Here is a 19,954-nt window from a genome sequence, read left to right as displayed (position 1 = left end):
GATGTGCTGAGTCGTGATGTCAGGTCTCCTCGGCGAGTTCGGGCTCTGGGGTCTTGCCGTGTCTGTCGCGGCGCCGCGCTGTCGCGGTGAGCGCGGCGTGGACGGCGATGCCGGCGCCGGCCACGCTGAGTAGTCCGACGCCGAACTTGTCGATACCGCTCTCGACGCCGCCGCCGAACAACCCAGGCGCCCGGATGTTGGCCTCGGCCATCGGCCGTTCGGTGGCGTAGCGATCCCAGAAGTTCGGTGCGGCGCAGGCGATGCAGCCGTGTCCGGCGCCGACGGGCCAGTTGGTGCCCTCGTTGTAGCGGACGATAGAGCAGTTGTTGAAAGCCATCGGCCCCTTGCAGCCCATCTTGTACAGGCAGAAGTTGTTGCGCGCGGCGTCGTCGCCCCACTGCTGCACGTACTCGCCCGCGTCGAAATGGGCGCGCCGCTCGCAGTTGTCGTGGATGCGGTAGCCGAACGCGAACTTCGGCCGTAACAGCGAGTCGAGCGCGGGGAGTTGGCCGGTGAGGGTGTAGTGCAGCAATGTCCCGTTGAAGTTGACCGGGTTGATGGGACAGGATCCGATGTTGACGATCGGCGTGCCCTTGACGACGTCTGAGACGCCAACGGCGTGGGTGGGGTTCGGATGGGCCGCCGGCAGCCCGCCGAAGTTGGCGCAGTTGCCGACCGCGATCACCGCCGCCGCGCCCGGGGCGAGTTCGGTGACCGTCTCGATGAACGGGGTGGCGTTCGGACCGATCGTCGCGTACGCGCCGTTCAGGCCGCGCGGGATGGAGCCCTCGATGACGAGCAGATACTTGCCGTGGTTGTCCTTGGTGGCTTGCTGCAGGCGCTCCTCGGCCTGGAACCCCGCGGCCGCCATCAGCGTCTCGTGGTATTCCAGCGAGATCACATTGAACAGCAACTCGTCGATGGTGGGGCCGTTGGCGTGCAGGAACGCCTCCGAGTTGCCGGCGCAGTCCTGTCCCTCGAACCAGATCACCGGGACGCGGTTCATCACTTCAGCCGCCCTCGCGACCAGCGGCTCGAACCATGGATGCAGCATCAGCAATGCTGTTGCCGCCGAGGTCCAGCCGAGGAACGCACGGCGGCTGACCCCGTTGGCGGCCAGCAGGTTCTTCAGGTCGAGGCCGCTCAACGGCGTCATGCTCTCCAGCTCGTCGAGGCGCCGTTCGCACCTGCGCAGCAACGCAAGGTCGACGTTGTCGGACTTCGATGGCGTCGGGCTCAGCAGCGATGAGAACAAACTGCGCCGATCTGTCGACATGTCACACCCTTATATCAAGTGATTACAGCGAGCTACGGATCTCCCCCGGCCACCGTCGCTTGCGACCTGTCGCTGCCCGTCACGGTGAACTCCTTCTGGGGTCTGCGTTTAGACCGCAGTAACTTCGGTTTAGACCTTTCGGCGAGTCGGTTGAATGGTCGCACGCAGCGAATTGTTGTGTCCTGGGCCACATTGCCTCTGATGATATGACCTTCGGCCCTATTTCGTCGTGCGCGATGCGCTCGTACCATCGAGGTCATTCCGGTGAGGGGGTGCGACATGTGCCTCGGGGTCCCCGGGGAAATCGTTGAATTGAACGCAGATCTCCCCGAGTTTGCCGAGGCCGAGGTGAATGGCGTTCGACGCGCCATCAACATCGGCCTGCTCGAACCGCGGACGCTGACGCCGGGTGATTGGGTGCTGATCCACCTCGGGTTCGCGCTGTCCAAGATCGATGAGGCTGAGGCGAAGGCGACACTGGACTTCCTCACCGGGTCTGGGCGCACAGACACCAGACGGAACACGAGTCCTTCCGCCGAGCTGATTGCGATCACCAGCAGTCAGGTTCCCACTGCGACGGGCATCTCGTAGTCGAGCGTCAGGACCAGTGCCGGCACGATCACAAAGCCGCCGCCCACCCCGAAGCAGCCGGTGAGAAAGCCCACGACGCTACCGGCGATCACCACCCGCCAGGCCATCGCGGCCACCGTCCGCCACTGACGGCCACCTTCGCCCGCGACGTGGTATCCGGGCGCGCAGAAGCCGTCGACGCTGAACTGGTGCTCGTGGCGCCGGTGGCCGGTTGGTCCCGGCCATCCCCGGACATGGCCTGGACCAACTGCTTTGCGTGGCAGGGTGTTTCGGTGTGTCGCTTATACATGCGCCACGCGGCCGCCAGGATCAGCGCCGAAAATGCAAGCAGCAGCACATGGTTGGGAACCATCCGGCTGAGCAGGGAACCGAGCAAGTTGCCGCCGGTGCCGACCAGCCTGAGGGTCAGCCCGGAGACGAGCTGCACCGAACCGGCACGCAGGTACCCCACCATCCCGACCAGTGCGGTGGATCCCACCATCACAAGCGAGGGCGTCGTCGTCGCAGACGTACAGTGCTCACTGCGGCTCACATCTGGGGCGCTGGCGTGCGTTCATGCTTCTATGCGGTGGCGCCGACAAGCTCGGTCGTTGCCGCGCCGATTTCGGTGAGAGTTTCCGAATTCCTTTGTGGCAGTTGGGTTGGCTGGTCGTGCAGTGTGCGGCATGGGTCGGCCAGCAACCACAGCCCGGCCGGGGTCATGGTGAACCCGCGCCAACCCGCCGAGGCCCGGTCAAGCACTGCCCAGACCAAGGAGACGCAGGAGTGCTCGCCGGGCAGCCGGCCGATCACCTTGATCCGACGACGCGTCTCGCCGAAGCTGCGCTCGACGAAGTTCGAATGCGTCAGACTTTCCTGCTCTTCGAGGGAACCTACGTCCGAATCCATTTACACCGCCGGAGGGACACGACCCTTGCCTTCATCGGTGATGCTGTCGTGGGCAACCGCGCGCCGGGACGGGGGCGATCGGGTGCGCGGGCACGGACGGGTGTTTCGGCGCGGCGGGTCCTTTCTAACGGTTTACAGGCCGGCCAGGGCGGTTCGGATGTGGCCGAGGATGCGCGACGCCGACGTCGGCGCGTCGCCGGGACCGGGATCGCCGGCCGACAGCGCCGCCGCCCGGGCATGCACGAACGCCGCCGCGGCCGCCGCCTCGCCGGCCGGCAGCCCGGTGGCCAGCAGCGCGCCGATCATGCCGGACAGCACGTCGCCCGAGCCGGCGGTGGCCGCCCAGGACTGGCCGGCCGGGTTGAGGTACACCGGCCCGCCGGGTTCGGCGATCACGGTGACGTTGCCCTTGAGCAGCACGGTGGCGTCGAACGCATCGGCCAGCTTGCGGGTGGCGCCGACGCGGTCGTCGCCCGGCCGGCCGCCGGCCAGCCGGGCGAACTCCCCGGCGTGTGGCGTCAGCACGGTCGGCGCGTCGCGGGAGACGACCATGTCAGGGTGGGTGGCCAGGATGGTCAGCGCGTCGGCGTCCACGATCACCGGCAGGTCGGTGTCCAGCGCGAACCACAGCGCGGCGGCCCCGGCCTCCCCGGTGCCAAGGCCGGGTCCGACGGCCCAGGCCTGCACCCGCCCGGCCGCCGCCGGGGTGGGCGACGCGATCACCTCGGGCCAATGCGCGAGCACCTCGCTGTGCGCGCTGCCGGCGTAGCGGACCATGCCGGAGGTGGCCGCGACCGCCGCGCCCGTGCACAGCACCGCGGCCCCCGGATACGCCGACGAGCCCGCCAGGACGCCGGTGACGCCCTGGGTGTACTTGTCGTCGCGGGGGCCGGGCACCCGCCAGCGCGCTGCCACGTCGGCGGCCTCGAAACCGCGGAGGTCGGTGTCGGGCAGGTACAGGCCGATGTCGACCAGCCGGACCCGCCCGCAGTCGGCCAGCGCGTGCACCGGTTTGAGGCCGCCGAACGTGACCGTCAGCGCGGCGTGCACCGCCGGACCGGTGATCGCCCCGGTCGCGACGTCGATGCCGCTGGGGATGTCGACGGCCACCACCGGGATCGCGGCCGCGTCGAGCGCGGCGAACACCTCCGCCGCCGCCGGCCGTAACGGGCCGCTGCCGGAGATGCCCACTACGCCGTCGATGACCAGATCGGTCGTCTCGCGAACGCGGTCCACAATCCGCCCACCGGCTTTGGTGAACGCCGCCAAACCCTTGCGGTGGGCCCGCTCCGGATTGAGCAGCACGGCGTCGGCGGCGGCGCCGCGACGGCGCAGGAACGTCGCCGCCCACAGCGCGTCACCGCCGTTGTCGCCGGAGCCGACGACCGCGCACACCCGCCGACCGGCCACTCCGCCGGTGCGGGCGGTCAACTCGCCGATGATCGCGGTGGCCAGCCCGAACGCGGCGCGCCGCATCAACGCGCCGTCGGACAGGGCGGCGAGCAGGGGCGCTTCGGCGCCGCGGATCTCGTCGGCCGAGTAGTAGTGCCGCATCAGCTGGTGACTCCTCCGCTCGCCGCCCGTCCTGTTCGCGCCTCACCCAGGTTACGTGGCGCTAACCACCGCCACCGGAGTCGTGGTCGGGCGCGCATTGGCCAGCCGGGGCGCCAACCCACAGATCAACGATCCGTTCGCCGAACCCCTGGTCCGCGCCGTCGGGGTGGAATTCTTCACCGGCTGGCCAGCGCCGAGGTCGACGCCGGGGAAGTCGACGACAACGACGAGTTCGGGTGCAGCGCATGCGGGACATGACGGCGGTGCGGACCCATTCCTTCGACGACTTCTTCGCCGAGGCGGCCGATAGCGGGATCCGCCAAGCGGTGATCCTGGCGCCCGGACTGGACGCCCGCGCCTACCGGTTGTCCTGGCCGGCCGGGGCCACCGTGTACGAGATCGACCAGCCCCGAGGATCGAGCTGAAGACCACCACGCCGGCCGATTTGGGCGTCGCCCCGACGGTCGACCGCCGGGCCGTGGGGCACGGCAGGCCTGCTGCCGCTCCTGGCGCCCGAGGCGAAGGACCGGCTGGATGCCATCACGATACTCAGCGCCGCGGGCAGCCGGTTGGCCACCGAAAATTTGAAGGCCAGCTTCATCGCGTAGGGCGCGTGGCCGATCTTGAACACGCTGGTCGTCCCGCCGTACCAAGTATTGGAGTGGATGTAAAAGCCCTGGAAGCCGCCGATGTCGCCGAAGCAGAGGATTTCGGGTTGATAGTCGGCGCCGGTGTCGCCATGGCCGAGTGCCCCGACGGCGATCGCGATCTGACGTGCCACGATCTGGGCCTGCTGGTGACCGAGACTGCCGAGCTTGGGGACGGTCAGGGCCGCGGCGTCACCGACCGCCAAGATCTCCGGGTGGGTGGGGTTGCGCATCCAGCGATCGGTCAGCACGAAACCGCGTTCGTCGGTGATCGACAGCTCCACCAGGAACCGGTGCGGCACCGCGGCGCATCGGTCTTTCCGACACCTCCCACCCCAGATCGCGCAAGTCAGCGATCAGCGGCGGCGAACCATGCAACCGTTCCTGTTTAGTGAGCAGAAGTGAGTTCTGCTTGTCGCGCGGACCCGCCCGTCACGCTGCGATGCCCGCAACCCGGCGGTGTGCACTGCGATGGTGACAGGTTGCCCGACCGGATTCCCGGAGGCATCCAGCACCCAGGCGGCGAGATGATCAGCGTTGAGGTCCACGCCAAGGACCTGCCCGGTTCGCAGCGTATCTAGGTCGGGCACCGGCTCGGGGGTCGCGGTCCAGGAGGCGTCCAGATACCAGCGGCCCCGCTGTGGATCGAAGGTGATGTCGTAACGCACCGCCCGGCGATCACGAACCCGTTGGCCCCACTCATCGCCGTGCCGCTTACGGTCCAGGCGACCCAGCCCGACCCGACCCGACCCGACCCGACAACTCCGTGCGATACACCGAACCCAGAAACTCATCGACCGCGGCCAGTGCGTCCGCCTCGGCGCCGGTGAGGTGCAGCCGGGTACGGATCCGAACCCCAGCCGGGCCCGCCGCGATCACCGGATCACCGATCCGACGCAGCCGCTTACCCATGGCCGTCATCTTCGCTCACGACCCCGACAACTGCGGCCGGCCCGACATCACGCTGCGCGCAGCCAACGGCCTTGAGCGCCACTGTTCCGGGCACTGCGCCGACCGCAGAGACGCGCGCAAAACGAAGTCTGCACCTCCACCATGTCGCGCACCAAATCATCGGTGACCTCACCGGAATCGAGCACCAGCAGCCGCCGACCATGCGCCGAGAGCGCAGCTTCGACCAACTCGGTGTTCATCCGCCCCAATCGGTCCCGATGCTCAACCACCACAGCAGTGACCCGCCGATCGGCCAGCGGCCGCCGGACCTTCGACCGTGAACCGTTCATCCCCGACCCAACCTCGGCCTCCACCCGCACCACACGGCCGCCGGCCTGCGCGGCCCAACGCGACAGGCGAGTGACCTGCCGATCCAGATCCGACTTCTGATCATGCGAAGACACCCGCGCATACAAACCGAACGCCGCCACCGCAGCACCCGGCAGCCTATCCGGCGCCACCAGCACCGAGCGGGAATTCACCCGAACCGCCGGCACCGGCAACGTGCCGTCCCGAAACCAGCGATACGCCGTCTGCGGATGAACACCCTGCGACTGCGCCCACTCCGTCAGGTTCACCCCCCAGCATATTCACTAGAACGTCCGTACACTGACGTTTTCTCAGTAATTTCCGCGTTGGAGAGTCGATAGTACGATCGCCGCTGCAACAACTGCGCCAATCCTGTTTGGGCACAGGCGGATTCGACGGAGGCAGCGCCAACGTTGTTTGAGTTCGGCGTTGGCGCGTTCACCGATGGCACGCGCCGCGGTGAGCAGCATGTTGTAGCTCTGATTCTCCACGGCCAGGCCGCGGCCCTTGACCGGAGTGTGCACCCCGATCCCCGCTCCTTCGTAGCCCTTGTCGGCCAGCGTCGGCACCCCGTCGGCCGCGGACTTGTACAGCGCGCCCAGGCAGTGCGCGCGGGCGGCGGTGATGTCGTGCACGCTGCCCGGTTCGGCCTCGCTCGACCACACCGGGAACCCGCCCGGGTCGGCCAGTATCTGCACATTGCCGCCCTGGGTTTTGTGCTTGCCCGAATACCACCGGTGATGGCCGGCCTCGTTGCGCTCGTCCACCCGGTCGATGGCGATCAGCGTCCCGTCCAGCGTCACGTGCGACCACTGTTCGGCCTTGGCCCGGTCGAGCACTTCGTGCAGGTCAGGAGCTTGTTCGGCGATCACGTCGATCGCCTCGTGCAGATAGCGGTAGCTGGTGGAGATCGGCAGCCCGGCCTCCATCGCCAACAACCGGATCGGGGCGTCGTCGCGGAACCACCGCAGCACCAGCTTGGCCTGCGTGCGCACCGTACCCGACCGCCGCCCGGCCCGCGTTCTGATCTCGCGCCGGTGAACGTGCAGCAGCGCGGTCACATGCAGCAGGGTTTCCTCCGGCACGTCGCAGATGGCAGAGTAGGTGAACACGTGGGGTCCTTTGCAGCGGAGCGGGTTTCCTCGTCGAAACCGAATCCTTGAGCAAGGACCCCACGCCCAGCCACTACGACACGCCGAAAACTCCAGTCACACCAGACTCACAAGCCCCAAGTGAGAAAACCTCACTCACTATTACTCACTAAATTACGAACTGCTGTGAACCCCTTGGCTTGGCCGCCGTGAACGCCGCAACGATTCCCCAGGAATCATCCGTTGCGGTTGGATTTCCTCGACGGCAAGCGCTTGGCAAGAGGAATGATCGGTGATAAACCAATCACACCAGCATCACAAGCCCGACGTGAGAAAACCTCATTGATTTCGGGTTTGAGGTTCGCTGACGTCGGGAACATCTGGGGACGGAGGTGTCATGACCGTAGAAGGACTATCTGTTGCGTCGTTGGAAGCGCGCCGACCGTTTGCGGCCCGGTTGGGCCCCAAGGGTACGTTGCTCTACAAGCTGATCACGACCACCGACCACCGACCACAAGATGATCGGGATCATGTATGTGGTCACTTGTATGAGTCTGTTTTTTGTGGGCGGGCTGATGGCGCTGTTGATGCGCGCCGAGTTGGCTTCGCCGGGGCTGCAGTTTTTGTCCAATGAGCAGTAGAACCAGTTGTTCACCATGCACGGCACCATTATGTTGCTGTTGTATGCGACGCCACGCGAATTGTTCCACGCTATGCAGTTCCTAAGATACAAGATCGGAAGCGATATTATATTATGATCACCACTGCCGAGGGGGCGGCCACCATCACATCCATGCCTCGCATTGGCGACCCTGCCCCCACATTCACTGCTGTCACCACCCAGGGTGAGATCCATTTTCCCGCCGACTATAAGGGCAAGTGGGTTATCTTTTTCTCTCACCCAGCTGATTTCACGCCGGTCTGCACGACAGAATTTATGACTTTCGCTTCGATGCAGCAGCAATTAGCGGCTTATAACACAGAATTGTTGGGGCTCTCGGTCGACGGGATTGCTAGCCATCTTGCCTGGCTGCAGACAATCAAAGATAAGATCACTTTCCGTGATTACAAAAATGTCGATGTCACTTTTCCGCTGATTGACGACGCCTCTATGCAGGTCGCGCAGAAATATGGGATGATCATGCCGGGTGAGGATTCCACCAAGGCGGTGCGAGCGGTCTTTTTCATCGATCCCAAAGGTATCATCCGCGCGATCATCTATTATCCGTTAATTCTCGGGCGCAACTCCGAGGAGTTGCTGCGTGTTATCAAGGCGCTGCAGACCAGCGATCATTTTGGTGTCGCCACTCCAGCAGATTGGCAGCCCGGCGAACCAGTCATCCTGCCCATTCCCGAAAGCTTGAGCAGCATGCAAGAACGAAAAGACGCACCGACTCAGGGCACCACATGCCAAGACTGGTTCTTTTGCACCAGGGAAATTCCTGCCGATGAGGTTGAATCCGCCATCCGAATCAAGCACGGGATCTAGCGAGTCATCCTCGAGATTGTTGTGGTGGTCGCTGAGGTAAACCGTTTCCAACTCGAGATCCGAGATCCGAAACTGCTCAATCCGATAAAGACGACGTCAGGATGCGGTTGCGGGAAAGCCAATGACGCTGAGCGAGAATGCCGTCAGTCACCGCTGGGTGACGAATAAATCGTGCTGTCAGCAAAAGTGGCTGTCAAGGCCGGACGAGACGTAGCCGTAGTGTAGCCTCTACCAGTAATGGCATCGGCGAAACGGGTGCCTCCGCGCGCTGAGTCTTTGGACTCGATCGCAATCAGGTATTCCCGAGTGGCGGATGAGGGCATGCATGATCACATCATTGTCAGCGGTGATGACGCGCTGGCCGCGACGATCATCGGGGAGCTGAAAAGGGCCGGCTCGCGCGTCGTCAAGCTGAATAGCGCAGAGATCGCCGAGGGCGGTGTAGCGCGCGAACTCGCCCGCGCCGACGTCGCGCGCGCCGTAGCCGTCGTCTGCGCCGGGGATGACGACGCGCTCAACCTCGAAATCGCTTTGCTGGCACGAAGAGCCAGCCAGAACGCGCGTGTGGTGGCACGGCTGACCAACGATGTGTTGCGTGCTGCGGTTGCCGACGACAACGGGCCCGGCGCCATCTTCAACGTCGCAGAACTCGCCGCGCCGGCGATCGTCGAAGCCTGCCTGTCGCACACCGCCCATCCGTTTGAAGCCGCTGGCCTCAAATTCGTCGCCACCGGAAGCGACGCCCCCCGGGACGGGTCGCTTCGCGAGATCTACGGCGAGATGGCGCCGGTGGCGATCATCCACGGCGAGAACTCCCCCACCCCGGGTGAGGTGGTGGCGTGTCCGACTCGAGATGAGCGGGTGCATGCCGGTGACTGGACGGTGGTGATCGGGACCGCCGATGAGGCGGCCGCCCGCGGCGTCAAGGTGCGACGGCCCACCGGAACCCGCACACGACGGCGTCGGCTACGCCGAGCGTTCGACGCTATCCGGGCGGTGCTCGATGACTTCAACCCGGCGTTCTATCCCGCGCTGGGCGCCACCGGCATGCTCGTCGCCGCCTCGGTGCTCGTGTTGCACTACAACTACCGGCGCCCCCGGATGTCGTGGATCGACGCGCTGTACTTCACCGTGGAAACGATCACAACCACCGGATACGGCGACTTCAGCTTCGCCCAGCAGACTACGTGGCTGCGCTTGTTCGCTGCCTCGCTGATGTTCGGCGGCGCGATAACCATTGCTCTGCTGGTCGCGTTCATCGCCGACGTGTTGCTCTCGCAGCGCTTCGTCCTGGATGCCGCCCGTCCACGGGTGCGTCATCTGCGCAACCACATCATCGTCGTCGGGCTGAGCGAACTCGGGATCCGCGTCGTCGCCGACCTGGTCAACGCCGGCCACGACGTGGCGGTGATCGAGCGCGACGAGGAGAACCGCTTCTTGCCGACAGCAAAAGAGCTCGACGTGCCGGTGATCTTCGGGGACGCGACGTTCCCGCAGACGCTGGAGTCAGCGCGGGTAGATCGTGCCCGTGCGGTGGCGGTGGTGACCCGCGACGACATGATCAACATCGAGACCGGGATCATCTTGTCTGAGATATTAGGGCCGCGGGTGCTGCCCGCGATCAACCGGCTGGCCGAGGTGCCGCTTGTCCTGCGGGTATTCGAACGCAAGTTGGGTTTCGCGGTCGCCCAGCGGTTCGGGTTCGACAGCGTGCGGTCCACCATCGAGCTGGCCGCACCCTGGTTCATCGGCGCCGCCAGCGGCCTGAAGGTGCTGGGAACGTTTTCGGTGGGGCAGAGTTCCTTTATGGTCGGCGCCATGCGGGTGGCACCCCGCAGCGAGCTGGACGGGCTGTTGATGGCCGATCTGTCGACCCAGGTCCGGGTCATCGCGTTCACCCGAGAAGACGAACAGGTGCAGGTGCGCCCACGCCGAGATGACCGCCTCGAGGCGCGCGACATCGTCTACTTGGTCGGCCCGTACCGGGAATTGCTGGCCACGTTACGCAGAGCGCTGCCTCCCCGCCAACCCGCGAACGGCGAGGATGCGCCCCGCGGCGGGCGAGCTCAACCAGACACAGATGCGGCAGACCTCGACGTCAAAGGCGAAGCGCGGGCCGGTTGACACCGTTGCCTATCCCGCCCCCGCCCCCGGCTGCGTTGCCAGCCAATTCACAGAAAACCCTGATTAAGCTTGGCCCAGTTGTCAGCCAGAGCCATCGACGGCTCCTCGATTTTGTCCGGGCAATCAGCACGAAGTCCGCGTTGCGGCCCGCTGTTTGCGGGTGCAGTGGAATCGTATCCGGCGGGCCGAGTTTTCGGTATTGCGCGGCAAGCCGTAGGCGGCACGTTTGACCTGTCTGGCGAGGCGGTTGCAGCCCTCGGTGGCCGCGTTGGTGAGAAATTATTGTACGAGCGTCGGACTGGAATGTGCAGTTGGTGGAGTGCGCGACGGTCACTTTCGCTGGCCGAACCGGTGCGTCTGGTCGATGAGCGCCGCGCGAATGACGACTCGCAGTGGACGGCGAACGTGTCGAAATGCTCAAGGCTGCGACGCGTTTCTTCGCTGGAAAACGGTGGCGCTCGACACCGCTGATCGGCCGGTTCGTCGACACTCACCGGTCGGCCCGAGTCATAGAAGGCGAACCGTGCCGTGCCGGCCCATGTCGGGATCGATGAGAAGGCGGGCGGCGAGGGCCAGGACTACCCGGTCATACCATGACCTGCGGGGCCGCCCGGCGGGCTAGCTCCGGCTAGGAGTTCTGGTGCTGGCTGCTTGGGCCCGCGCCGCTGCGAGCTGGTCGGGGGTGTCGACGTCGGCGACGTCGCCCACCGTGGAGAGCACCGCGTTGGTGGGCAGCAGCTCCCGCACTCGCGCGGGGGTGGTGGCTAGCGCGGCGGCCAGTGCCACCGAATCCCAGACTGCGGTCAGGTATTGGGTGCGGCCATCGTCGTCGACCGCAAGGGCGACCGGGGCGTCACCGCGGGCGGCTGCCAGCGCTGCCACAGCCGCAGGGGTGATCCGCGGCAGATCAGCCGCCAACACCACAACGTCGGCCGGGCCTTCGGGCAACGCCGCCACGCCCGCCGCGAGGGCAGCGACGGGGCCGGATCCGGGCGGGTCCTCGCATACGACGGTGATCTCGGCGGGCACGTCGCGCGGGGGCCCCACCACCACGACGGCGTCCGCTCCGGCAACCGCGGCAAGCGCGATGTCCAGCAACCGCCGCCCGCCGACGCGCTGTTCTGGCTTGTCGGCGCCGAGGCGGCGCGACGCGCCGCCGGCGAGCACGATGGCCCGCAGCGGGCGGCGGCGGCCCATCGCGGCATCGGCGCCCGGTGTCGGGCCTGTCCCGGCGTCAGGGGTGGCGGCGTTCAATAGACATCCCGCACATAACGACTCTCGGCTGACATCGCCTGCAAGTAGGTTTCGGCGCACTTCGGGCTCCGTCGACCGTGCTGGGCGACGATACCCTGGAGCGCCTCGTGGACGTCGCGCGCCATGCGGGAAGCGTCGCCGCACACGTACAGGTCGACACCGTCGCCGACCACGTCCACAGATCGGCAGCATTTTCTTGCATCCGGTCTTGGACGTAGAGTTTATCGGCGCTGTCGCCGGAGGATGCGGTGTCCAGCCGTGTGCGCACGCCCGATCGGGCGAACGCGTCCAGCTCGTCGCGGCAGTAGAACTCCGACGCCTGGTGCCGCTCGCCGAAGAACAGCCAGTTGGCGCCGTTATGGCCGCGCCCGCCGTCGGTCGCCGCAGTCGACGACTCGAACTGGACGACCGATGTGGCCACATGCACCTTTGTCGGGTCCTCGAGCGGACTTGACGAGATCGTATTCAGCCGCGGGGTCAGCGGGCGCAGCACACCGATCCGCTCGTCGACCTCCGCTTTCACGGGGTGGCTCGCCAGCAGGTCGAGAGCTTGCCGCCGCCAGGTCCGTTCAGCGAACTGCGTGGGCTCCTCGATCACCGCCTGCAATTCGTCGGCAGGATGACGCTGGTGCACGAACCGCAGCAAGCCGGGCGTGATCCGGGTGATGTCCAGCCGTGCGCGCAGGGCCTCAACCAGTGGCATCGCCTGGTCGCCGACGCTGACTTCTACCGAACCGTCCAGACCGGTGCGGTCGAGAAACTCCGCCACTGCGTCAGGCCGGTTGTGGGGCCACACGCCGAGCGCGTCGCCCACGCCGTACTCGAGTGTGCCCTCGGGCAGGTAGATCCCGACGTTCCGCACGTCCTTGTCGGAGTCTGCCCCACACAGCGCGACGTTGCTCGCGACGGTGGTCCGCAGCGGGCTGGCTCGCGAATACGATGGCGCCACGGAGTGTTTGGGCGTCGCCGGGCGGGCAGAGTCTTCGCCCAGCATCGCGGCGACGCGGTCGGTCCAGGCCTGCGCGGTGGACTCGAAGTCCGGCTCACAGCACACGCGGTCGACGATGCGATGCGCGCCCAGATGCTCCAGGCGCGCATCACGCTTACGGGCGAAGCTGCGGAAGTCGGCGTAGGAGGAGTCATCGAAGCCCAGCACCGAGAAGCCCAGCAGGTCGGCCTCGCTGAGCGTCGCAAGCGAAGGCAGCGGGCCGAGTGCGGCGGCGAGCGCTTCGATTGGCGCCGCCGCGGCCTTCGGGGTGAGTTGGGTTGGGGACGCCTCGGTCTCGATCGCCGTAACCGCCACGGCGCACACCGTGAACTCGGGCTGCAGCGAGTCTGCGTCGACCGCGCCATTAGTCACCGCGTTGACCGCCACATCCGGTCCGAACGCATCGGCCCAATGCACGGGGGCGAAGCACACGCCCGGCCGAACGGCGTCATCGACCACCACGTCCAGTAAGGCACGTCCACGGCGGGAACGGGTTTCGGTCGTGTCACCGTCGCATACACCGATCCGGTCGGCGACTTGGACAACCAGCCGACCGTTCTACGTCGCGACGAAAACTACGCAGTCGTGGCGGAAACCTGTCGCGGATCCGGGCCTGCGCGGGTCGGCATTGCGGTGCAGCAGCGCACGGGTCGGCACCACGCGAAGTGCAGCGGTCTCGTCATCAGAGTCGGCGACTTCGGCCCGTCCATCAACGACGAGCGAATAGCCGCCCGGCTCGCTCGGTGGCCACAACAGTGTGGCAGCGCCGCGGCTTTCAACGTTGGTCCGGGTACGGCCACCGATCAGCCCGACGTCCATGACGCCCCCGTTCAGCTCCGGTTCGACGGTCACGGTGTGCACGCGGTATTTCTCGTCGACGGTGACAAGGTAGGCGAACCGGTAACCGTCCAACGCCGAAGCCAGACGCTTGAAGTCGACGTTCTTGGGGGTCTTGCTGCTCATTCTCAAAGCATAAGCGCCGAAGCGGGGGGTAGACATGGGCGCACGCCGCGTACCTGCGGTTACGGGCATATAGCTGATTCTGATCAGCAAACACGGTCAAAATATATTAATATCCACGCGTCTGCGGTTCTGCGCGGCGTAGGCTACTGACCCGGTTTCTGCTTGCCGGCGGAGGCCGAGTTGATGACGCAGATCAGCTCGCTGTGTGGGTTCGCGGGCGGATCTGCACGTGTGGTGTCGCTGCTAGCGGCGACGTTCGCTCGGGAGTCTGAAATGACATTGCGAGTTCTTCCTGAAGGTTTGGCGGCAGCCGATGCGCCGGTCGAAGCGTTGACCGCGATGACCGGACCGATCTGGATGGCTTCGCCGCCGGAGGTCCATTCGGCGTTGTTGAGCAGTGGCCCGGGGCCCGGATCGTTGCTGGCGGCTGCGGCGGCGTGGAAGTCGTTGAGTGCCGAATACACCGCCGCGGCCGACGAACTCGGCGCTTTGTTGGCGTCAGTGCAGGCCGGGGTGTGGCAGGGGCCCAGCGCGGAATCTTATGTGGCCGCCAATATGCCGTATCTGGTGTGGCTGATACGGGCCAGCGCCGACAGCGCGGCCGCGGCCGCGCAACATGAAACCGTGGCCGCCGCCTACACTGCCGCGTTGGCGGCCATGCCGACCCTGGCCGAGCTGGCCGCCAACCACGCCGTCCACGCGGTGTTGGTGGCGGCCAACTTCTTTGGTGTCAACACCATCGCAATCGCGCTCAACGAGGCCGACTATGTGCGGATGTGGACCCAGGCCGCCACCACGATGGCGACCTACCAAATAGTGTCGAGCACCGCGGTGGCGTCAACACCGCAGACCGACCCGGCGCCGCGGATCCAGAAAGCCAGCAGTGCAACCGCCAGCGGCAGCGCGAGCAGTCGCATCCAAGACAGCGGGCCGGGCCCAACCCACTTGAGCTGGTACACAACTCGCATCGACGACGTCATCGATGCCGCCGTGAAGGACTTGTCGCATTTTTCCTCAAATCCGTCCGCGGCGATATACAACCTGTTGCACGATCCGGTGCTGACGACCGACGTTCCGCACTGGGCGGGCGAACTCTACCTCGCGTTCGCCCCGCAATTGACGCATTTGGCGCAGCTCTCCTTCGGTCTGATCGCCCCCGTGGGACCTATCGGCGGTGTCGCGGGGCTGGCCGCGCCGGCTGGACTGGCTGGACTGGCTGGGGTGGCCGGTGTGGGCGCAGTGCCCGAGGTTTCCGCCGCGGCTGCAGCCCCGGTCGCCCCGGTCACCGCGCCCACCCCGGTCGCCGATGTCGCCCCCGTCTCGAGCCCGGTCCTGACCCCTGCCCCAACCGCGACCACGACCTCTGCCCCGGCACCGGTGCCCGCCGCGGCTACTGCGGCCCCCGTGCCTCCCGCGCCCGGCGCCACGCCGCCACCGCCGATCACCGATGCGCAGGGGTTCGGTTACCTGGTGAGCAGTGGCCACATCGAGTCGACGGTGCAGGCCCACACCAAGGCCAAAGCCAAGGTGCCGGTCTCCGATACCGCGGCGGCCGCCCTGGCCGCTGACCCCGCGCGCGAACAGGTGCGTCGTCACCGCCGCCCGGGGGCGGGGCGCATAGACCGCGGCCACCGCTACGAATACATGGTCGCGGACCTGGATTCGGATGTGGACCCAGAACCCCGTGGGCAATCGGACGCTCAGCCCGCCGCGTCGACGCTGGCCTCAGGTCAAACTATCGGGCCGTTGGGTTTTGCCGGTGCCGTGCGCATGCAGACGCCTGCTGAGGCGGCGGGATTCATCACGCTGGCCGGTGATGAATTCGGCGTCGGCCCCACGGTGCCGATGCTGCCGGGCAGCTGGAACCCCGACGAAGGCTTCAACTCGGAGAATGGGGAAGGTCATCACTGAATGCAGTCGCACGGCAATGGCGGTCGATCACATAACCAATACCATGTCCACACTCGCCCGCGAGCAGGCCGACGCTCGGTCCCGTCGGCGCTCTCCTGCGACGCTTACCAGCCCGTTCCCGCAAAGTCTGGGGAGGTATTGCCGTCGAGCTAGCCTGGTTGCTTGAACCTCTCACGGTGGAGGCCTTTCTTGACGAAATTTGGGGTGCCACGCACTACCACGTCAAGCGACGCTGCGCAGGCTACTTCGATCGCCTCCTGAACGGCCCGTCGGCGGCCGAGGAACTCTTGGAGCGTGTTCAGCCAGAGCCATCGGCGGTGCGCCTGGTAAGAGGGGGCGAGGATAAGGATCCTGACACCTACCGGCTTGCTGATGGCGGTCTCGATCTAGTCCGTGTCAGCGACAACTTCGCCGACGGCTACACGATCGTCCTGAATGGGGTTGAGCGATACGTGCGAACGATTTCCTCGCTGTCCCACTCCATCGAGGTTGAGCTGAACTTCCCGACACAAGTCAACGCCTACATCACGCCGCCCGAATCGAGAGGTTTCGTTCCTCACTACGACCCCCACGATGCGTTGATTCTTCAGATCCAGGGATCCAAGGTCTGGCATGTTTCCGACGCCGACGATGTTCCACCGCGCGAAATGCAGCGCCGGGAGGGCGTTGCTCCGGCCGGCCTCCCGCTGCCCATCGACCTGCGCCTAGAAGCCGGCGACGTGCTGTATGTGCCCCGCGGCCGATTTCACGCGGCCGAAACACACGTGGAGCCATCGGTCCACTTGACCGTCGGAATCCACGCGCCCACCATGCTCACGCTTTTCACTCACATGCTTCACTCGCTGAGTTTGCGAGATGACCGCATACACACTCGGCTGTCGCCACGGCATCTTCATGATGACGGCGTACGCACGAGCCTGGGCGCCCTGGTGCGCGAAATCGTCAAGACCGTCGAGGATCCGCATGTCATCGCAGAAGGTCTCGGCGCAATGGAAGATGTCCTGCTCCGGCGTGGCCGCTGCCCGCCGGTCAGACCGGTCTCGAACGCCGCCGGAATCGACGGACAAACACAGGTAGTGAAATACCAACCGCTCTATTCGCGGGTGACGGCCACCGAGGGTGGTGTTGCGCTGCAATTTGCTCAGTGGTCGATAACTGCCGGTCTCGACCACCAAGCCGCGATGCTGTTCCTCTCAAGGAGCACCGAACCGTTTCGAGTTCGCGATCTCCCCGGGCTAACTACGGCGCAGCAGACGGAGCTAGCCCGCACCCTGGTCGTGAGCGGATTCCTTGTCCAGCTCGTGCCCGGCACACCCGCGGTGCGGCGGCCTGCAGATAGGCCTTCGTCGTCCCCCGATCCAGGGTCGCCAGCGCCTGATCCCGTTCCCCACCGTCGTAGCCCCAGGGCAGCGCTTTCGCCGCCGCGGGCACCGGCATCGCCTGAAGGCTCGGCCTCGCGATAGTCCTTGCGTTGGCGCAACATTTACCGGTTATAACCCTTCAGCCGAAGCCCTTCATACGCCCGGCTGCGCTTCACATCTTTCGATGACCGCGCCCACGGGCGCGCCGCACCCACCGGAGCCAAACGGCAAACCACGATTCATTCTGCGGCCAGAGCATCAGGCGCTTGAGGCGTTTCGACGATCACGGTGGTGGCCTTGACTACTGCTACGGCGAGACTGCCGGGCTCGAGTTTCAATTCCCGTGCGGCCTCTGTGCTCATCAGCGAGACGACCGTGTGCGGGCCACATCGCATCTCGACTTGTGTCATCACTTTGTCGCTGATCACGCTAGTGACCAGGCCGACAAAGCGATTGCGTGCTGAGCTGCCGGTGCCGAGCGGGTTCGGCGGTAACGGGCGGGCGTTGTTGCGCCAGAACTCGGCCAAGACATGCCCGGCGACCACCTTGCGCCCGGAGTCGTCTTGGCTGGCAGTCAAAGCGCCGTTGTCGATCCAGCGGCGGACGGTGTCGTCGCTGACTCCCAGCAGTTCAGCGGCCTGACGGATCCGCATCGATGGCACGGATAAATGCTAGTCGACGCCATGACCTGCAGGAAGGCGCGCGAGATCCCGGTTTCGGCGTGCCAATGGATGCCAATGGATAATGAAAAGGTTGCTCGCGACCAGATTCGGATGGTGCCATGACGATCACGACGCTCGGCCTCCCACGAGTGCCGCGCCGCCTTGTCAGCCAGGCGACACAGCCCCCGTCCAGCGGCCCTTTGGTGGACAGCTTCGGGCGGGCCGCGACCGACTTGCGGGTGTCGTTGACCGACCGCTGCAATCTGCTATGCGCCTACTGCATGCCTGCCGAGGGTCTGCCGTGGTCAGCCGCCGAGCAGCTGCTGCAACCCGACGAATTCATTCGGCTGATGCGAATAGCCGTGGCCCGGCTAGGCATCACCAAGGTGCGGTTCACCGGGGGAGAACCGTTGCTGGCCAAGCGTCTTGACGACATTGTCGCCGCGACAGCCGCGCTCCGGCCGCGTCCGCAGCTCGCGCTGACCACCAACGCAGTTCTGTTGGCCGACCGCGCGGAGGCGTTGGCGCGAGCCGGCCTGGACCGGGTGAACGTGTCGTTGGACAGCGTGGATGGCCTGCGCTTCGCGGCGATCACCCGCCGTGACCGGCTGGCCGATGTGTTGGCCGGCCTGGCCGCCGCGCGGGCAGCGGGCCTGCGGCCGGTGAAGGTCAATGCCGTGCTGGACCCGCTGACCGGCCTCGACGATGCGGTGTCGTTGGTGCGGTTCTGTCTCGGTCATGACTACCAGTTGCGGATCATCGAACAGATGCCGCTTGATGCCGCACACCAATGGCGCCGCGAGGCCACGGTGACTGCGAACCAAGTGCTGGCGCAGCTTCGACGTCATTCGTTCACTCTGGAACCCGATCAGGCGCCGCGGGGTTCGGCGCCGGCCGAATTGTGGACGATCACCGATCCCGCGACCGGCCGCACCGGGAAGGTCGGGATCATCGCCTCGGTGTCGCACCCCTTCTGCTCGGGTTGTAACCGCGTCCGGTTGACCGCAGACGGGCAGCTTCGCAGTTGCCTGTTCGCCGTCGAGGAGACCGACCTGCGGCGGCTGCTGCGCAGCGGCGCCGACGACACCGCGATCGAGACGGCGTGGCGGACCGCGATGTGGGGCAAGCCCGCGGGTCATGGCATCAACGACCCGAACTTCTTCCGGCCGGCGCGGCCGATGAGCGCGATCGGCGGCTGAGGTGACGGCCCAGACGATCACCGTGCGGTATTTCGCGGCGGCGCGTGCTGCCGCGGGATCCGATTCCGAGCAACTGGCCGTGCGCTCCGGCGCCACGCTCGGCGAGCTCATCGACACGCTGGGCAGCCGCAGCCGGGAGCTTGCCCGCGTGCTCGTCCGATGCTCTTTCCTCTGCGATGGGTTGGCGGTGCGGGACCAAGCCCAGCCGCTGCAGGCGGGCAACACGATCGACGTCCTACCGCCGTTCGCCGGAGGATAACGGGCCCGCTAAGCCGAGCCCACCCACTCGTCGGTTCCGTCGGCGAAGATCTGGCGCCTCCACACTGGTAAGCGCGCCTTGATGGCGTCCACCAGCTGTGCGCAGGTGAGAAATGCTCCTTGGCGATGGTCGGCGGCGACCGCGACGACCAACGCCGCTTCGCCGATTCGCAGGACACCGATCCGGTGGCTGACCGCAATGGCCCGCGTCCCTGGAGACTTTCCGGCGATGTCGGCCACCACGTCGGCGATTATCTCGGCGGCCGACGGGTGCGCGGAGTATTCCAGCTGCACCACGTGGCGTCCATTGTCGTGGTCGCGAATCATGCCGACGAACCCCACGACGGCTCCGGCTGTCTGATGGCTCACCAATTCCTGGTGTTCGGCGAGCAGAATCGGTTGATCCGTCAGCGCGGCCCGCGCCACCAGCGTCATCGT

21 protein-coding genes and 4 pseudogenes are annotated in these 19,954 nt (G+C 66.1%); 10 read left to right on the top strand and 15 right to left on the bottom strand.

The window, feature by feature from the left end; all coding sequences use genetic code 11:
- Nucleotides 1-19 precede the first annotated feature (19 nt).
- A complete protein-coding gene (locus M5I08_RS01670; protein WP_219069128.1) occupies nt 20-1,276 on the bottom strand; it encodes a hydrogenase small subunit in 1,257 nt (418 codons plus the stop codon).
- Nucleotides 1,277-1,555: 279 nt separating this feature from the next.
- Here M5I08_RS01670 and M5I08_RS01665 point away from each other — a divergent pair, with 279 nt between their 5' ends.
- Nucleotides 1,556-1,867: a HypC/HybG/HupF family hydrogenase formation chaperone gene (locus M5I08_RS01665; protein ID WP_219069126.1), complete on the top strand. Its 312-nt coding sequence runs from the start codon at nt 1,556-1,558 to the stop codon at nt 1,865-1,867.
- Here the strand turns inward: M5I08_RS01665 and M5I08_RS26095 are convergent.
- The 4 genes and pseudogenes from M5I08_RS26095 to M5I08_RS01650 form a co-directional block, all read right to left on the bottom strand.
- Entirely contained in the window at nt 1,837-1,974 is a 138-nt protein-coding gene (locus M5I08_RS26095; RefSeq protein ID WP_219069124.1) for a TSUP family transporter, read from the bottom strand. The genes M5I08_RS01665 and M5I08_RS26095 overlap by 31 nt on opposite strands.
- On the bottom strand, nt 1,956-2,348 hold the full coding sequence (locus M5I08_RS01660; protein WP_219069121.1) for a sulfite exporter TauE/SafE family protein: 393 nt from the start codon (nt 2,346-2,348) through the stop codon (nt 1,956-1,958). The genes M5I08_RS26095 and M5I08_RS01660 overlap by 19 nt, the downstream gene beginning before the upstream one ends.
- An 80-nt stretch (nt 2,349-2,428) precedes the next feature.
- A pseudogene (locus tag M5I08_RS01655) lies at nt 2,429-2,731 on the bottom strand (IS256 family transposase); the annotation flags it as partial.
- A gap of 156 nt (nt 2,732-2,887) precedes the next feature.
- On the bottom strand, nt 2,888-4,309 hold the full coding sequence (locus tag M5I08_RS01650) for an NAD(P)H-hydrate dehydratase (protein ID WP_219069119.1): 1,422 nt from the start codon (nt 4,307-4,309) through the stop codon (nt 2,888-2,890).
- Between the two features lie 31 nt (nt 4,310-4,340).
- Between M5I08_RS01650 and M5I08_RS01645 the strand changes: the two are divergent.
- Together M5I08_RS01645 and M5I08_RS27225 are read left to right on the top strand one after the other, a co-directional pair.
- A pseudogene (locus M5I08_RS01645) lies at nt 4,341-4,893 on the top strand (class I SAM-dependent methyltransferase); the annotation flags it as partial.
- 77 nt (nt 4,894-4,970) lie between these two features.
- The gene (locus tag M5I08_RS27225) at nt 4,971-5,348 is read left to right on the top strand and encodes a hypothetical protein (RefSeq protein WP_440271471.1); all 378 of its coding nucleotides are present in this window, start codon (nt 4,971-4,973) and stop codon (nt 5,346-5,348) included.
- On the opposite strand, the gene M5I08_RS01635 is transcribed toward M5I08_RS27225, so the two are convergent.
- Genes M5I08_RS01635 through M5I08_RS01620 form a run of 4 tightly spaced genes read right to left on the bottom strand, consistent with a single transcriptional unit; the run spans nt 5,313 to nt 7,328 of the window.
- Nucleotides 5,313-5,624 (bottom strand): Ig-like domain-containing protein, encoded by a 312-nt coding sequence (locus M5I08_RS01635; protein WP_219069118.1) that lies wholly within the window; start codon nt 5,622-5,624, stop codon nt 5,313-5,315. The genes M5I08_RS27225 and M5I08_RS01635 overlap by 36 nt on opposite strands.
- A 46-nt stretch (nt 5,625-5,670) precedes the next feature.
- Nucleotides 5,671-5,868 carry a hypothetical protein gene (locus M5I08_RS01630; protein ID WP_219069116.1) on the bottom strand — a complete coding sequence of 66 codons (198 nt, stop codon included), beginning with the start codon at nt 5,866-5,868 and terminating at the stop codon, nt 5,671-5,673.
- A gap of 47 nt (nt 5,869-5,915) precedes the next feature.
- On the bottom strand, nt 5,916-6,485 hold the full coding sequence (locus M5I08_RS01625; RefSeq protein ID WP_219069114.1) for an IS607 family transposase: 570 nt from the start codon (nt 6,483-6,485) through the stop codon (nt 5,916-5,918).
- 42 nt (nt 6,486-6,527) lie between these two features.
- The gene (locus M5I08_RS01620; protein WP_249763034.1) at nt 6,528-7,328 is read right to left on the bottom strand and encodes a transposase family protein; all 801 of its coding nucleotides are present in this window, start codon (nt 7,326-7,328) and stop codon (nt 6,528-6,530) included.
- 376 nt (nt 7,329-7,704) lie between these two features.
- Here M5I08_RS01620 and M5I08_RS01615 point away from each other — a divergent pair.
- From M5I08_RS01615 to M5I08_RS01605, 3 genes and pseudogenes are all read left to right on the top strand, one after another.
- Nucleotides 7,705-8,050 (top strand): annotated as a pseudogene (locus M5I08_RS01615) (cbb3-type cytochrome c oxidase subunit I); the annotation flags it as partial.
- A gap of 11 nt (nt 8,051-8,061) precedes the next feature.
- Nucleotides 8,062-8,796 (top strand): peroxiredoxin, encoded by a 735-nt coding sequence (locus M5I08_RS01610; protein ID WP_370328554.1) that lies wholly within the window; start codon nt 8,062-8,064, stop codon nt 8,794-8,796.
- Between the two features lie 321 nt (nt 8,797-9,117).
- On the top strand, nt 9,118-10,920 hold the full coding sequence (locus tag M5I08_RS01605; protein ID WP_219070012.1) for a potassium channel family protein: 1,803 nt from the start codon (nt 9,118-9,120) through the stop codon (nt 10,918-10,920).
- 123 nt (nt 10,921-11,043) lie between these two features.
- Here the strand turns inward: M5I08_RS01605 and M5I08_RS01600 are convergent.
- From M5I08_RS01600 to M5I08_RS01585, 4 genes and pseudogenes are all read right to left on the bottom strand, one after another.
- Nucleotides 11,044-11,151, bottom strand: a pseudogene (locus M5I08_RS01600) (hypothetical protein); the annotation flags it as partial.
- A gap of 387 nt (nt 11,152-11,538) precedes the next feature.
- A complete protein-coding gene (gene mobA / locus M5I08_RS01595) occupies nt 11,539-12,174 on the bottom strand; it encodes a molybdenum cofactor guanylyltransferase (protein ID WP_219070013.1) in 636 nt (211 codons plus the stop codon).
- On the bottom strand, nt 12,155-13,687 hold the full coding sequence (locus M5I08_RS01590) for a molybdopterin dinucleotide binding domain-containing protein (RefSeq protein WP_249763279.1): 1,533 nt from the start codon (nt 13,685-13,687) through the stop codon (nt 12,155-12,157). Before M5I08_RS01590 ends, mobA begins: the two co-directional genes overlap by 20 nt.
- Before the next feature lie 33 nt (nt 13,688-13,720).
- The gene (locus tag M5I08_RS01585) at nt 13,721-14,125 is read right to left on the bottom strand and encodes a pyridoxamine 5'-phosphate oxidase family protein (protein ID WP_219070015.1); all 405 of its coding nucleotides are present in this window, start codon (nt 14,123-14,125) and stop codon (nt 13,721-13,723) included.
- A 339-nt stretch (nt 14,126-14,464) separates the two neighbouring features.
- Here M5I08_RS01585 and M5I08_RS01580 point away from each other — a divergent pair, with 339 nt between their 5' ends.
- Together M5I08_RS01580 and M5I08_RS01575 are read left to right on the top strand one after the other, a co-directional pair.
- Nucleotides 14,465-16,036 carry a PPE family protein gene (locus M5I08_RS01580; protein ID WP_219070032.1) on the top strand — a complete coding sequence of 524 codons (1,572 nt, stop codon included), beginning with the start codon at nt 14,465-14,467 and terminating at the stop codon, nt 16,034-16,036.
- A 137-nt stretch (nt 16,037-16,173) separates the two neighbouring features.
- Nucleotides 16,174-17,499, top strand: coding sequence for a cupin domain-containing protein (locus M5I08_RS01575; RefSeq protein ID WP_219070034.1), 1,326 nt, complete (start codon nt 16,174-16,176; stop codon nt 17,497-17,499).
- Between the two features lie 137 nt (nt 17,500-17,636).
- On the opposite strand, the gene M5I08_RS01570 is transcribed toward M5I08_RS01575, so the two are convergent.
- Complete coding sequence (locus M5I08_RS01570) at nt 17,637-18,059, bottom strand: TOBE domain-containing protein (protein WP_219070017.1); 423 nt, start codon at nt 18,057-18,059, stop codon at nt 17,637-17,639.
- Nucleotides 18,060-18,178: 119 nt separating this feature from the next.
- Between M5I08_RS01570 and moaA the strand changes: the two genes are divergently transcribed.
- Nucleotides 18,179-19,258, top strand: coding sequence for a GTP 3',8-cyclase MoaA (moaA, locus tag M5I08_RS01565; RefSeq protein WP_219070019.1), 1,080 nt, complete (start codon nt 18,179-18,181; stop codon nt 19,256-19,258).
- Between the two features lies 1 nt (nt 19,259).
- Nucleotides 19,260-19,517 carry a MoaD/ThiS family protein gene (locus M5I08_RS01560; RefSeq protein ID WP_219070020.1) on the top strand — a complete coding sequence of 86 codons (258 nt, stop codon included), beginning with the start codon at nt 19,260-19,262 and terminating at the stop codon, nt 19,515-19,517.
- Nucleotides 19,518-19,525: 8 nt separating this feature from the next.
- Here M5I08_RS01560 and M5I08_RS01555 read toward each other — a convergent pair whose 3' ends face one another.
- Entirely contained in the window at nt 19,526-19,951 is a 426-nt protein-coding gene (locus tag M5I08_RS01555) for a molybdenum cofactor biosynthesis protein MoaE (RefSeq protein WP_219070021.1), read from the bottom strand.
- Between the last annotated feature and the right edge of the window lie 3 nt (nt 19,952-19,954).

Origin of the sequence: Candidatus Mycobacterium methanotrophicum, from assembly GCF_023515995.1 — a bacterium.
Taxonomy (GTDB): domain Bacteria; phylum Actinomycetota; class Actinomycetes; order Mycobacteriales; family Mycobacteriaceae; genus Mycobacterium; species Mycobacterium methanotrophicum.
This window is presented reverse-complemented; position numbering and strand designations above follow the sequence as displayed.

Coding starts and splice junctions, on each gene's coding strand:
- moaA (WP_219070019.1), top strand. CDS start 18,179: ATGACGATCACGACGCTCGGCCTCCCACGAGTGCCGCGCCGCCTTGTC.
- M5I08_RS01660 (WP_219069121.1), bottom strand. CDS start 2,348: ATGGTGGGATCCACCGCACTGGTCGGGATGGTGGGGTACCTGCGTGCC.
- M5I08_RS01585 (WP_219070015.1), bottom strand. CDS start 14,125: ATGAGCAGCAAGACCCCCAAGAACGTCGACTTCAAGCGTCTGGCTTCG.
- M5I08_RS01555 (WP_219070021.1), bottom strand. CDS start 19,951: ATGACGCTGGTGGCGCGGGCCGCGCTGACGGATCAACCGATTCTGCTC.
- M5I08_RS01670 (WP_219069128.1), bottom strand. CDS start 1,276: ATGTCGACAGATCGGCGCAGTTTGTTCTCATCGCTGCTGAGCCCGACG.
- M5I08_RS01580 (WP_219070032.1), top strand. CDS start 14,465: ATGACCGGACCGATCTGGATGGCTTCGCCGCCGGAGGTCCATTCGGCG.
- M5I08_RS01610 (WP_370328554.1), top strand. CDS start 8,062: ATGATCACCACTGCCGAGGGGGCGGCCACCATCACATCCATGCCTCGC.
- M5I08_RS01605 (WP_219070012.1), top strand. CDS start 9,118: ATGCATGATCACATCATTGTCAGCGGTGATGACGCGCTGGCCGCGACG.
- M5I08_RS01665 (WP_219069126.1), top strand. CDS start 1,556: ATGTGCCTCGGGGTCCCCGGGGAAATCGTTGAATTGAACGCAGATCTC.
- M5I08_RS01630 (WP_219069116.1), bottom strand. CDS start 5,868: ATGGGTAAGCGGCTGCGTCGGATCGGTGATCCGGTGATCGCGGCGGGC.
- M5I08_RS01650 (WP_219069119.1), bottom strand. CDS start 4,309: ATGCGGCACTACTACTCGGCCGACGAGATCCGCGGCGCCGAAGCGCCC.
- M5I08_RS26095 (WP_219069124.1), bottom strand. CDS start 1,974: ATGGCCTGGCGGGTGGTGATCGCCGGTAGCGTCGTGGGCTTTCTCACC.